Origin of the sequence: Pseudomonas tohonis, from assembly GCF_012767755.2 — a bacterium.
Classification (GTDB): domain Bacteria; phylum Pseudomonadota; class Gammaproteobacteria; order Pseudomonadales; family Pseudomonadaceae; genus Metapseudomonas; species Metapseudomonas tohonis.
This window is the reverse complement of sequence record NZ_AP023189.1, coordinates 4,441,968-4,454,840: the sequence shown is the minus strand read 5'-3', so window position 1 is coordinate 4,454,840 and position 12,873 is coordinate 4,441,968. Positions and strand designations below refer to the sequence as shown.

Genomic DNA, 12,873 nt, shown 5'->3' with positions numbered 1-12,873 from the left:
CGTAGATAGTGCTCCGCCCCTCCACACTCACTCGAACAGCCCGAACGGTATCCAGAGCCTCGAGCTCGCATTCACAAGGTTGGGCCGGGTGCAGTGATGATCGCGTCTGAACGGATCGAGAGGAGAATCCATGCCCAGCGTCATCGGCATCGACATCGCCAAACACACCTTTGACCTCGCCACCCTGCAACCCAACGGCAAGTACCGCACCAAGGCCAAGCTGGCCAACGACAAAGCGGGCTTCGCCGTCTTGCGCGACTGGCTGAACAAACACAGCGAACCCGGAGCCTGGGTCGTGATGGAGGCCACCGGCATCCACCATGAAGCCCTGGCCGAATGGCTGTTGGAGCAAGGCTATCGGGTCTGTGTCCTCAACCCGGCACAAATCGCCCACTACGCCCGTAGTCAGTTGCAGCGGGTGAAGACCGACAAGGTCGACGCCAAGCTGATCGCCGAATACGGCGAGCGCCATCAGGACAGTCTGCGTCCCTGGCAACCCGAGCCCCGTGCCGTGCGGCGTTTGAAAGCCCTGGTACGGCGCCTGGAGGACCTGCGCGAAATCGAGCAGATGGAGCGCAACCGCCTGGAAGTGGCCGATGCCAGCGTCCAGGCCTCGATCCAGTCGGTGCTGGAACATATCGGTCAGGAGATCGAAGAGACCCTCAAGGCGATCGACGACCACATCGACAACGACCCGGATCTGCGCGGCAAGCGCGACCTGCTGACCAGCATTGACGGGATCGCCGACAAGACCGCCGCCCTGCTCCTGGCGGAGCTGGGCGACCCACTGCGCTTTGCCAACAGCCGCGCCGTCACTGCCTTTGCCGGGCTCAATCCGCGGCTGCAGGAGTCCGGGAACCACCGGGGACAGACACGTATCTCCAAGACGGGCTCATCGCGCCTGCGGGCCGGCTTGTTCATGCCCGCGATCAGTGCCCTGACGTACAACGAGGCTGTCAGGGCCCTGAGCGAACGATTGAGGGCGAAGGGCAAGACCGGCAAGCAGATCGTCTGCGCCGCCATGCGCAAGCTGCTGAGCATCGCCTACGGCGTCTTGAAATCAGGCCGGCCATTTGACGCAAAACTGGCCCTTGCTCACTAGAAATCAAGACGGTATCTACGGTGATCACCCCAGGCTCAGGCTGCCCTGCTTGCAGCACCGCATCAACGCCGCCTCCAGCTTGCGGTCCGGCATCGCATGGGCCCGCAGGCTGTTGACGGTCTTTTCCACGTAGTCACGGGTGGTGCCGTAGTGCCCGCAGGCATCGGCGAATACCTGGGTGAGCACGTGGTCCGGCAGGGCGCCGGCGTAGCAGGGGAGGTTGCGCCGCAGCACGAAGCCCAGCGCCTGCACCCGCTGACCGTCCGCCAGGTGACAGCTGAGCCAGCGCGGCTCGTAGCCGGCGTCGGGCATCTCGCGTTGCCAGAGGGCGAAGAGGTGTTTGTGCAATTGCTCATCGGGCAGGCGGTAGGCGAAGCCCGCGCAGGAGCCGCCGCGATCCAGGCCCAGCACCAGGCCCGGGGATTCCGGGGTGCCACGGTGGATCTGCGACCAGAGGTAGAGCCCGCGGTGATAGCCGTGGATGCGCGCACGCCGGGTTTCCACTGTCGGGCATTCCGGCCGCCAGATCAGCGAACCGTAGGCGAACAGCCAGACCGGCCCGCCACGGTGGTCCTTCATCGTCGCTTCGAGGGAGGCCAGCAATTCGCCGGGGGTCAGCCGCACCGGCTGATCCAGCTGGGGCGGGTAGGGCGGGTGGATATCGTGCTGGCCTGACATGGATGACGCGAATCTCTCGATGGTGCGCGGCACTGGCGAGGCCGCGCCCTTGTTGTACCAGTTGCGGGGCCTGTGGAGGAACGGGCAATCGTCGCCTGGACGTGATTTTTCGCTCTGCGGCCGTCGCTGTTGCTGCCGGGTCAGCTAAACACGGCCCAGACCCCTCGATAAAGGAATGAATGGCAATGCCCTGATAACCAGGGCGCATAAGCGAAACAGGCAACTGTTGCTGGGTGAACAGGTGATCAGCAGGCTGTCGCTGCAGCGACAGTGGAATGTGGGGGAGGAGGGCGCAAAGCCCTGTGGGGCGGGCACCCGGCCTGCTGGCACGAGTGCTGCAATATTCCTTGCAGAAAGCGAAAGCGCAGCCGGACCTTACTCGAAAGAATAAGCAAGGCGCGCCAGGCCCACCCATCCAGCGGCAAGGAGCGACACCATGCACACCTTCACCTCGCGGGCCCGCAAGCCCGGCAAACTGGCCCGCTTGTTCGGCCTGCTCGGCGCCTCGGCGGCCCTCGCGTTCGGCACATCCGCCGCCCAGGCCGAAGCGCTGCCCAAGGAGCTGCGCCTCGACTACGCCTACTACTCGCCCACCAGCCTGGTGCTCAAGCACTTCGGCTGGCTGGAACAGGAAGTGGGGGCCGGCACGAAGGTCAGCTGGGTGCTGAGCCAGGGCAGCAACCGCTCGCTGGAATACCTCAACGGCGGCAGCATCGACTTCGCCTCCACCGCCGGCCTCGCCGCCGTGCTCAGCCGCGCCAACGGCAGCCCGATCAAGACCGTGTACATCGCCAGCCGCCCGGAATGGACCGCGCTGGCCGTGCGCAAGGACTCGCCCATCCAGAGCGTCGCCGACCTCAAGGGCAAGAAGATCGCCGCCACCAAAGGCACCGACCCCTACCTCTTCACCCTGCGCAGCCTGGAACAGGCCGGGCTGAGCAAGGACGACGTCGAGCTGGTGCACCTGCAGCACCCGGACGGCCGCGTGGCCCTGGAGAAGGGCGACGTCGACGCCTGGGCAGGCCTCGACCCGCACCTGGCCGCCAGCCAGGTCCAGGCCGGCTCGCGCATCCTCTACCGCAACGTCGCGTTCAACAGCTACGGCGTGCTCAACGTCACCGAGCGCTTCGCCAAGGAGCACCCGCAGGCCATCGCCACCGTGCTCGGTGCCTACGAGAAGGCGCGCAAATGGGCCCGCGAGAACCCCGAGGAACTGGCCCAGCTGCTCGCCAAGGAATCCGGCCTCCCGCTGGAGGTGGCGCGCCTGCAGCTGTCGCGCACCGATTTCTCCAATGCCCAGCCGGGTCCGGAGCACATCGCCGCGCTCAAGGCCGCCGCGCCGATCCTGGTGACCGAGGAGCTGGTGCGCCGTGGCGTGCAGGTCGAGCAGGTGGTGGACCAGCTGATCGACCCGGCCTTCAGCGCACAGGCCATCGCCAGGCAGTGATCCGCACGTCCGCCGGGGCGCGTTCGCGCGGCCCCGGCATGGGCGCCTGCGGGACCACCCCGGCGCCGGGAGCAGAAACATGAACAGCAAGAGCAAGACCCTGCCGGCGAACCCCGTCGGCACCTGGAAACCGACCTTCTCCGGCGTTGCGCTGCGGCGCCGCCTCAAGGGCCTGGCGATCCCGCTGCTGGCCCTCGCCCTGCTGGAAGTGCTGGTGCGCATCGGCTGGGTGCCGTCCTACCAGATGCCCGCGCCCAGCGAGATCTTCCTCACCCTGCGCGACCTCGCCGGCGGCGCCCTCTGGACCCATATCGGCGTCAGCCTGGCGCGGGTGGCGGCGGGCTTCGCCATCGGCGCCGCGCTGGCCCTGGGCGTCGCCGCCTGGGTCGGCCTGAGCCGCGAGGCCGAGGCCTACCTCGAACCCACCTTCGCCGCCCTGCGCGCCATTCCCAGCCTGGCCTGGGTGCCCTTGCTGCTGCTCTGGCTGGGCATCGACGAGAGCTCCAAGGTGGTGCTGATCGCCATCGGCGCCTTCTTCCCGGTCTACCTCAACGGCGTGGCGGCCATCCGCAACATCGACCGCAAGCTGGTGGAGGTGGGGCAGATGTACGGCTTCGGCCCGGCGCGCCTGGCGCGACGCATCCTCCTGCCGGCGGCGCTGCCGGGGCTGTTCACCGGCCTGCGCAGCGGTCTCAGCCTGGCGTGGATGTTCCTCGTCGCCGCCGAACTGATCGCCGCCACCAAGGGCCTGGGCTACCTGCTCACCGACGGCCGCGAAACCTCGCGGCCCGACCTGGTGCTGGCCTCGATCATCGTCCTGGCGCTGCTGGGCAAGCTCAGCGACGGCCTGCTGGCGGCGCTGGAAACACGGCTGCTGGCCTGGCGCGACGCCTTCGCCGGCCAGGGCGGGGAGGGGTGAACATGAGTGAGGCATTGCTGGACATCCAGGTCGAGCGCAAGCAGTTCGCCGGCCATACCGTGCTGCAGAACGTGCACCTGACGCTGCGCGAGCGCGAGGTGGTGAGCCTGCTCGGCCCCAGTGGCTGCGGCAAGAGCACCCTGTTGCGCATCGTCGCCGGGCTGGAGCGCGACTATGCCGGCCGCACCCTGCGCGGCGAGGGCGAGGTGGCCTTCGTGTTCCAGGAGCCGAGGCTGATGCCCTGGCTCACCGTGGCGCAGAACATCGGCTTCGCCGACGACAACGGCTATGACCACGAGCGCGTGGCGCGGCTGATCCGCGAGGTGGGCCTGGAGGGCTTCGCCGAGGCGCTGCCCAAGCAGCTTTCCGGCGGCATGGCGCAGCGCGTGGCCATCGCCCGCGGGCTCTACTCGCAACCCCGCGTGCTGCTGCTGGACGAGCCCTTCAGCGCCGTGGACGCCTTCACCCGCATGAAGCTGCAGGACCTGCTGCTGCAACTGGCCGAGCGCCATGCCATCGCGCTGCTGCTGGTCACCCATGACATCGACGAAGCCCTGTACCTGGGCGACCGCGTGCTGGTGATGGGCGCCCGCCCGGGCACTGTGCGCCAGGAACTCGCCGTGCCCCTGCCACGCCCGCGCGACCGGCGCGACCCCGAGCTCGCGCGACTCAAGGCCGAGGCGCTGACCGAGTTGCACCTGGCGCATGTGATCTGAGGAAGGGGCCGGGCTTGGCAGCCCTTCGGGCTGCTGGGCGACTGAAGTCGCCCCTACAGGTCATTCCTCGTGTCCACCCGCTTCAGCCCACCCACGATCGCGGATGAATCCGCTCCCACGACAGCACGCTCGGGTGTTTGTGTAGGGGCGAATTCATTCGCCCAGCGCCGCCACCCGCACGGAGGATCTGAGGGGCGGATGCAGGGTGGATGGCGCTCTTTCCATCCGCCGAACGGGCTCGCTGGCGGGCATGGGGTTTCTCCTGTGGGAGCGAATTCATTCGCGATCGGACCCTCCCGAAACGGGAGAACGCACCGGATGCACGATCCGGCGCGTTGCCTTGCCGTCAAACCGTCAACTGCACCACCCGCTCCCCATCGATGCGGGCGTCGGCACCGCGGCGGTTGACCACCAGTTCGCCGATGGCGATCAGGCGGCTGCGGGTGACGTTGCGGCTGAGGCCGAGGAGGTTGGCGGTGTGCACCTGGTTGCAGTGGCAATGACGGTAGGCGGCGCGCAGCAGGGCGTCCTCGACCTTCTGGTGCAGGTCGCCGCCCTGTTCCTCGAACAGGCGCTGGAAGGCGTGGAGCATCTGCGCTTCGGCGGAGCCGTCGTGGCCACGGGGTTCTTCCGGGCGGTCGATGCGCAGGTTGGAGAGGTGCAGGTCGTCGGCCTGGATCACGCCGTCGCGGCAGATCAGCAGGGTGTGGTGGATGACGTTCTCCAGCTCGCGGATGTTGCCGGGCCAGGAGTAGGTGCGCAGCTTGTGCGCGGCCTCGGGGCTGAGTTCGCTCTGGCCGTAGCCCAGGCGGCGGCTGTACTCGCCGATGAAGTGGCGGGTGAGCGGCAGGATGTCGCCGGGGCGCTCGCGCAGCGGCACGAGTTCCAGGCTGACGACGTTGAGGCGGTAGTAGAGGTCCTCGCGGAAGTGCCCGGCGTTGATCGCCTTCTCCAGCTGCACGTTGGTGGCGGCGAGCACGCGCACGTCGATGGGGATCGGCGTGCGCGAGCCCAGGCGCACCACTTCGCGCTCCTGCAGCACCCGCAGCAGCTTCACCTGGATGGGCATCGGCAGGTCGCCGATCTCGTCGAGGAACAGCGTCCCGCCGTTGGCCGCCTCGAACCAGCCGGCCTTGGCCGCCAGGGCGCCGGTGAAGGCGCCTTTCTCGTGGCCGAACAGCTCGGCCTCCACCAGTGACTCGGAAAAGGCCCCGCAGTTGACCGCCACGAAGGGACCGTCACGGCGCGCGCTGAGGTTGTGGATGTGGCGGGCCACCAATTCCTTGCCGGTGCCGGTCTCGCCGATCACCAGCACGCTGGCTTCGCTCGGCGCCACCTGCTGCAGGTGTTCCAGCAGGGCCTGGGATTTCGGGTCCTCGAACACCTGGGCGGTGGCGCGAACCGAGGTCGCCAGGGCCGGGGAGGGGGGCAGGGTGAGCAGGCCGGAGCCGCTGGGACGGGGTGCTTTCATGAGTAGAAGGTCGGCTGTGGCAGGTTCTGGTTGAGCGCCCAGTCGCCCAGCTCGCGGACCTTGTAGTCCACCGGGTCGTGCAGGGTCTGGGTACGCAGGTTGCGCCAGTAGCGGTCCAGGCGCAGGGCGGCGTGGGTGGAGCGGGCGCCGGTGACCTCGAACATGCGGTTGCACAGGTCCAGGCCGTTGCGCGTGGTGGCGACCTTGGCCGTGGCGATGGCCAGGGCCAGTTCGCCGCGCTGGGCCTCGCCCAGGGCGGTGCCCTGGTTCCAGGCCGCATCCAGCAGCTGGTTGGCGCGCTGGATCAGGGCGCGGGCGCTTTCCAGGCCGACCCAGAAGTCGCCGTAGCGGGCCAGCACGTAGGGGTCTTCGCCTGCGCTCTCGACGCCGGAACGGAACCATGGGCGGGCTTCGCGCAGGGTGTAGGCGCGGGCTTCCTCGAAGGCGCCTTCGGCGATGCCGAGGAAGATGTTGCTGAAGACCAGCTGGGCGATCAGCGGGCGCAGGCAGGCGAAGGGCGTGCTCAGCGGGCCGGGCTCCAGCAGCAACTCGTTCTCCTCCACCCGCACCCGTTCGAAGGTGGCGCTGCCGCTGTCGGTCTGGCGCTGGCCCATGTTGTCCCAGTCCTCGGCCAGGCTGATGCCGCTGCGCGCGGTGGGGATGGCGGCGATCAGCAGCTTGCCGCTTTCCTCGTCCAGGCCGGAGGCGATCAGCATCTGCGAGTCCAGGGCGCCGGAGCAGAAGCTCTTCTTGCCGGAGAACTCGCGGTAGCCGTTGAAGCGCCGCACCGTGGTGCGGGTGTCCAGCGGGTTGAGGGCGTTGCCCCAGAACCAGCGGTTGCGCGCGGTGAGCTCGAACCAGGGTTGCCACTGCTCGGGGCGGGAGAACAGGCGCACGGTGGCCAGCATCAGGTGCTGGAAGGCGAAGACGTGGGCGAGGGAGCTGTCGACGCGGGCGAACTCGCGGACCACGGCGAGGGTGGTCTGCCAGTCGGCGCCGAGGCCGCCGTATTCGCCGGGGATCACCAGCGACAGCAGGCCGCTCTGGCGGATGGCGTCGCGCTCGGCCTTGGGGGTGCCGCCCTGGGCGTCGCGTTCGGCGGCGCTGAGGGCGAAGCCTGTGGCCAGCTCGCGGGCGATCTGCAGCGGCGTGGGGGTGGCGAGATGCTGAGGGGCATTCACGCTCGGGTCCTCTTCAGGTGGGTTCTTGTCGTGGCGCCCCTGCGCACGGGCAGGGGCGGTGCGGTCAGTGGGCGGCGACCTTGGTGGGCAGCACGTCGTTGGCGATCATTTCGCCGAAGGGCCCGGTGAGGTTGGTGACGCCGCGACCGGCGAGGCTGGCGTAGGGCTCGGGCAGCAGCGGGAACACCAGTTCGGCGAAGCGGTAGGCCTCCTCCAGGTGCGGGTAGCCGGAGAAGATGAAGCTCTCGATCCCCAGGTCCGCGTACTCCTTGATGCGCTCGGCCACCTGTTGCGGGTCGCCCACCAGCGCGGTACCGGCACCGCCGCGCACCAGGCCGACGCCGGCCCAGAGGTTGGGGGCGATCTCCAGGTTGTCGCGGCGGCCGTTGTGCAGCGCGGCCATGCGCCGCTGGCCCTCGGAGTCGAAGCGCGAGAAGGATTTCTGCGCCGCCTCGATGGTTTCGTCGCTGATGTGTTCGATCAGCTTGCTCGCGGCCTGCCAGGCTTCGTCGGCGGTCTCGCGGACGATCACGTGCAGGCGGATGCCGAACTTCACGCTGCGGCCATGGCGGGCGGCGCGCTCGCGCACGTCGGCGATCTTCTCGGCCACGGCGGCCGGCGGTTCGCCCCAGGTCAGGTAGACGTCCACCTGCTCGCCGGCCAGGTCGTGGGCGGCGTCGGAGGAGCCGCCGAAGTACAGCGGCGGGTAGGGTTTCTGGATCGGCGGATAGAGCGCCTTGGCGTTCTGCACCTGCAGGTGCTTGCCGTCGAAGTCCACCGACTCGCCCTGCAGCACGCGGCGCCAGATGCGCAGGAATTCGTCGGTCACCTCGTAGCGTTCGGCGTGGCTGAGGTGGATGCCGTCGCCACGGTTCTCGTCCGGGTCGCCGCCGGTCACCACGTTGATCAGCAGGCGGCCGCCGGAGAGGCGGTCGAGGGTGGCGGCCATGCGTGCGGAGACGGTGGGCGAGATGATCCCGGGGCGGATCGCCACGAGGTAGCGCAGGCGCTCGGTCAGTGGTGCCAGGGCCGAGGCGACCACCCAGGAGTCCTCGCAGGAGCGACCGGTGGGGATCAGCACGCCGTAGTAGCCGAGGCTGTCGGCGGCCTGGGCCACCTGCTTGAGGTAGGGCAGCGACACCGGGCGGGCACCCTGGCTGGTGCCGAGGAAGTGGCCATCGCCGTGGGTGGGGAGGAACCAGAACACATTCATGGGGCTGTCCTTCAGGCGATCTTCTTGAGGGCGTCGGCGCGGCTGCCGAAGAGGCTGGCGGCGCGGTCGGCGGCCAGGGCGATGCGGGCTTTCAGCGGCTCGCTGGTGACCTGGTAGTCGACGAAGTCGGCCTCGGAGGCATAGACGCCGATGGGCAGCGTGAGGGCCTGGAAGAAGCTGAACAGCGGGCGCAGCTGGTGGTCGATGACCAGCGCGTGGCGCTCGCTGCCGCCGGTGGCGGCGAGCAGCACCGGGGTGTCGATCAGGGCGTTCATGTCGATCAGGTCGAACAGGTGCTTGAACTGGCCCGGGTAGGAGCCGCGGTAGACAGGCGCGGCCACCACCAGCAGGTCGGCCGTCTCGATGGCGCGCAGCTCGTGTTCGACGGTTTCCGGCAGCTCCTTGCGCGACAGCGCGCCGCCGACGGGGCGGGCGATATCGCCGAGTTCGATGATGCGGACATTGACCGGCAGGTGCTTGCCCAGCTCGGCCACCAGGGCCTGGGTCAGCACCAGGGTGCGCGAGGGGCGGAAGGTGCCGCCGGAGACGGCGACCACGTTGATGGCGTTGCTCATGGGGTTGTCCCTTGTGATGTTGCGCTATGTACAGAGGGACAGAGCAAGGGCCGTACCAACAGCCCAAGTGTGCGGAAACAGGGCAGTTGGGCGGGGTTGCGGCAGGAAAACCTGCCAGGTGGGCAACACTTCTGCTGATCGGGTGTTGCTGGGGAAACAGTTGGCAGGGTTGCGGCCATCGCGAATGAATTCGCTCTGTCTGCGTTACGTGTTGCTGGAAGATTTCGAGTCCAGCTGATTGCCGAGCTTTGCTGATGTTTCTGGTTTCGCCCCCCGGGCGAGTTACTTTTCTCAATCGCCAGAAAAGTAACCAAAAGCGCTTGCCCCTCCATACGGGTCTGGCTTCGCCAGACTTCCCTCGCTCCACCGTCGTTTCAGGGGCACGCCTCGAAGGGCCATCCCTGGCCCATCGAGGCTCTCGCGACATCCATGTCGCTCAACCCCTGAAACGACGATTGCGCTCGGCCTTCTGAAAGGGGCGTTTGGCGGCTGCTCCAACGTCTTTGCTCACTACTTCACGTTGATGTGCGCATCACCGCCGGATGTACGCCGCGACTGGCGGCCTTCGTAGGATGGTGTAGAGCGAAGCGAAACCCATCTACGGGTGCTCCTTGTGGGTTGGGTGGTTGGGTTTGGGCGAATGAATTCGCCCCTGCAGGAAGGGCCCCGTTCGGGGCCCTGGCGTTGGGTCAGAAGTCGTAGCTGACGCTGGTGTAGTAGAACGCCCCCTGCGCGCCTTCGGGGGAGGTGATGCTGTACTTGGGCACGCCATAGAGCTGAGCGCCTTCGAGCTTGTCGGGGTGGCTGTCGAACAGGTTGATCGCGCCCACCGAGACCTTGAGCCCCTGCTGGAAGCTGTAGCTGAGGTCCAGGTCGGTCACCCATTGCGCGCTGAAGGTCTGGTCCAGGGCCGGGTTGCTGGCGTTGAGCGACTTCCATTCGCCGTAGCGGCGCTGCGCCAGGGTCAGGCCCCAGCCCTCGTAGAGCCAGCTGGCGCTGAGGGTGAGCTTGTCGTCCGGGGTGCCTTCCTCGATCAGGCCCTGGGTGTTGCGCCCGACGATCTGCGAGCCGCGGATGCGGCCGACATCGCGCAGCTTGGTGATCTCGGTGCGGTTGCGGCTGTAGCCGGCGCTGAGGTTGAGGCGGCCGGCGCGCTCCAGGTCCCACTGGTAGTTGCCGGTGAACTCGATGCCGCGGGTGCGGGTGTCGGCGACGTTGGTGTAGAAGGCCGCGCTCTGGATGTTGGCGTAGGGCGTGCCGGCGAAGATCGGCCCGACCACGGTGGCGGGCAGTTGGTCGGACAGGGTGATGCGGTTCTCGATGTCGATGCGGTAGGCGTCGACGGTGAAGGAGGCGTTGTCCAGCGGGCGCCAGACCAGGCCCAGGGAGTAGTTGGTGGACTCCTCCGGCTTCAGTGCCTTGCCGCCCAGCAACGCGGCCTCGGGGCTGTCGGCGCGCAGGGTGCGTTGCTGCACCTCCACCCAGTTGCCGCTGCCCGTGGGCTGCTCGACCACCTGCACGCTGAACGACGACAGGCCGCTCTGCACCAGCGAGGGGGCGCGGTAGCCGGTGCTGGCGGTGGCGCGCGCGGCGACCTGGGGGGTGAAGTCGTAGCGCAGCGAGAGCTTGCCGTTGGTGGTGTCGCCGAAGTCCGAGTAGTGCTCGGTGCGTGCGGCGACGCCGGCCTGGAATTTCTCCGTGACCTGGCCTTCGACATCGACATAGGCGCCCCAGACCTTGCGGTCCAGCGACACGGCGTCGACGTTGGTGATGCCCGAGTAGTAGCCGGGGATGCGCCGTCCGGTGACCGGGTCGAGGGTGTTGAACAGCGGCCCGTTCTGCCAGCCGGCCGCCTCGCCCGCGCTCAGTTCGTAGTTCTCCTTGCGCCAGGCGAGGCCGGCGGAGAGGGTCAGCGGCTTGTACAGCAGGTCGGTGGGGAAGTCGCGGGTCCAGTCCAGGGTCAGGTTGGTCTGGTCGGCCTCGCGTTCGCCGGTGTAGATCTTCTCCGGGCTGCTGGCGCCCCAGCTGGGGTTGATGGCGTTGCGGTCGGTGGACTTCACCGAGTTGTCGCCGTGGTTGAGGGCCAGGTCGAACCTGCCCAGGGCTTCGTCCTCGTAGCGCAGGCCGCTGGTGAGCGCGTAGTCCTCCAGGGTGTAGCGGGTGATCGGGATGCGGCCGTCGGGGAAGCGCGCCAGGGCCACGCTGCCGTAGTTGTTGCGCAGGGCGGTGGGCGGGTCGAAGAAGCTTTCGGCGTCGCTGTTCTTGTGGGCGTAGGTGGCGAAGGCGTAGGCGGTCAGGCCGTCGGCCAGGCCGAGCTCGCCGTTGGCGGTGAAGTTGTACTGGTCGGAGACGTTGCCCGAGCCCCAGCGCCAGGTGCGGTTGGGGTTGTTCTGTTCCCGTGGCGTGTTGGTGCTGGTGGAGCCGGGGTAGAAGATGCGGTTGTCCGGGTTGGTGTCGCTGGCCGGGTCCTGGCTGCCGGCATCGAAGGCCAGGGTGACGAAGCCGTCGTTGGGCAGGGCGAAGCCCTTCCAGCCGCTGAGCTTGCGTTGCAGGCCGTCGCCCTTGTCGTAGCCGCCGAAGCGGTAGCCGATGTTGCCGCCGTCGTCACGCTCCTTGAGCACGATGTTGATCACCCCGGCGATGGCGTCCGAGCCGTACTGGGCGGCGGCGCCGTCGCGGAGGATTTCCACGCGCTGGATGGCCGCCAGGGGGATCAGGCTGAGATCCACCGCCGCCGCGCCACGGCCGTTGACCAGGCCCTGGCGGGTGACGTTGGCGCTGGTGTGGCGACGCTTGCCATTGACCAGCACCAGCACCTGGTCGGAGGCCAGCCCGCGCAGCGAGGCGCCCTGGGCGATGGAGCCGGAGAAGGCGCCCTGGGGCGATTGCGGGAAGCTGAAGGAGGGCGACAGCGCGGTGAGGGCGCCGGAGAGGTCCTGGGCGCCGGTTTCCTGCAGCTGTTCGCCGCTGAGCACGTCGACCGGCGCGGCGCTTTCCAGCGCGGTGATGTCGCTGCGGCGGGTGCCGACCACCACCACCGTGCCGAGGCGTTCGCCGTTGGCGGTGGGGTTGCTCGGGGATTCTGCGGCAAGGCCGGGGAACGCAAGGCTGCTGGTGGCCAGGGCGATGGCGCTGGCCAGGAGGGAAGGACGGTACATCTGGTTTACCCCTGTAGGAAGGAAGTGAAGGCATGGTTTTTCGTGTCCCGGGCGCTTATGGGTTTTCCCTTCCTGCGCCTCTTTCGCCTTCCTCCAGAGCAACGGCTGTGCCAGGGGCTTTGTGGTTTTTCGATTATTTAAAATCTATGTAAATCAATGGGTTATTGGAGTGATTGGAGCGGGTTTACGGCCCTTGCACAGGGGCTGCTGGAGGGGCAGCAGCGGGCCCGCAACGGGGCAGCAATGGGCGAGGTATAGGCGGTGATCGACAGGGGCTCGGAGCGGCATCGGCAGCACGGGTTTCGCTGCGCTCTACACCCTCCTGCGAGGCGCGCGCGGCCGGACACGGAAGGGGACGGGGCGTGGCGGGAATGAAAACGCGGGAGGCCGATCGCTCGGGCTCCCGCGTGGGT

At 68.1% G+C, this 12,873-nt stretch carries 10 protein-coding genes; 4 read left to right on the top strand and 6 right to left on the bottom strand.

Going from position 1 to position 12,873, the window contains the following annotated elements; all coding sequences use genetic code 11:
• Positions 1-130 precede the first annotated feature (130 nt).
• A complete protein-coding gene (locus HSX14_RS20120; RefSeq protein ID WP_116858044.1) occupies positions 131-1,102 on the top strand; it encodes an IS110 family RNA-guided transposase in 972 nt (323 codons plus the stop codon).
• A 24-nt stretch (positions 1,103-1,126) separates the two neighbouring features.
• Here the strand turns inward: HSX14_RS20120 and HSX14_RS20115 are convergent, their stop codons facing one another.
• Positions 1,127-1,780, bottom strand: coding sequence for a gamma-glutamylcyclotransferase (locus tag HSX14_RS20115; RefSeq protein ID WP_173179965.1), 654 nt, complete (start codon positions 1,778-1,780; stop codon positions 1,127-1,129).
• A gap of 436 nt (positions 1,781-2,216) precedes the next feature.
• On the opposite strand from HSX14_RS20115, the gene HSX14_RS20110 reads away from it, so the two are divergent.
• The 3 genes from HSX14_RS20110 (at position 2,217) to HSX14_RS20100 (ending at position 4,862) form a co-directional block, all read left to right on the top strand.
• Entirely contained in the window at positions 2,217-3,227 is a 1,011-nt protein-coding gene (locus tag HSX14_RS20110) for an aliphatic sulfonate ABC transporter substrate-binding protein (RefSeq protein WP_173179967.1), read from the top strand.
• A 79-nt stretch (positions 3,228-3,306) separates the two neighbouring features.
• A complete protein-coding gene (locus HSX14_RS20105; RefSeq protein ID WP_173179969.1) occupies positions 3,307-4,146 on the top strand; it encodes an ABC transporter permease in 840 nt (279 codons plus the stop codon).
• Positions 4,147-4,148: 2 nt separating this feature from the next.
• Positions 4,149-4,862 (top strand): ABC transporter ATP-binding protein, encoded by a 714-nt coding sequence (locus tag HSX14_RS20100; RefSeq protein ID WP_173179971.1) that lies wholly within the window; start codon positions 4,149-4,151, stop codon positions 4,860-4,862.
• Positions 4,863-5,208: 346 nt separating this feature from the next.
• On the opposite strand, the gene HSX14_RS20095 is transcribed toward HSX14_RS20100, so the two are convergent.
• The 5 genes from HSX14_RS20095 to HSX14_RS20075 all read right to left on the bottom strand — a co-directional run bounded on the left by HSX14_RS20095 (position 5,209) and on the right by HSX14_RS20075 (position 12,460).
• Positions 5,209-6,333: a sigma-54 interaction domain-containing protein gene (locus HSX14_RS20095; protein WP_173179973.1), complete on the bottom strand. Its 1,125-nt coding sequence runs from the start codon at positions 6,331-6,333 to the stop codon at positions 5,209-5,211.
• The gene (locus HSX14_RS20090; RefSeq protein ID WP_173179975.1) at positions 6,330-7,514 is read right to left on the bottom strand and encodes an acyl-CoA dehydrogenase family protein; all 1,185 of its coding nucleotides are present in this window, start codon (positions 7,512-7,514) and stop codon (positions 6,330-6,332) included. The genes HSX14_RS20095 and HSX14_RS20090 overlap by 4 nt, the downstream gene beginning before the upstream one ends.
• 64 nt (positions 7,515-7,578) lie before the next feature.
• Positions 7,579-8,727, bottom strand: a complete 1,149-nt coding sequence (ssuD, locus tag HSX14_RS20085; protein WP_173179977.1) for an FMNH2-dependent alkanesulfonate monooxygenase — start codon at positions 8,725-8,727, stop codon at positions 7,579-7,581.
• 11 nt (positions 8,728-8,738) lie between these two features.
• Positions 8,739-9,302: an FMN reductase gene (msuE, locus tag HSX14_RS20080; protein WP_173179979.1), complete on the bottom strand. Its 564-nt coding sequence runs from the start codon at positions 9,300-9,302 to the stop codon at positions 8,739-8,741.
• A gap of 689 nt (positions 9,303-9,991) precedes the next feature.
• Positions 9,992-12,460, bottom strand: a complete 2,469-nt coding sequence (locus HSX14_RS20075; protein ID WP_173179981.1) for a TonB-dependent receptor plug domain-containing protein — start codon at positions 12,458-12,460, stop codon at positions 9,992-9,994.
• Positions 12,461-12,873: the final 413 nt, after the last annotated feature.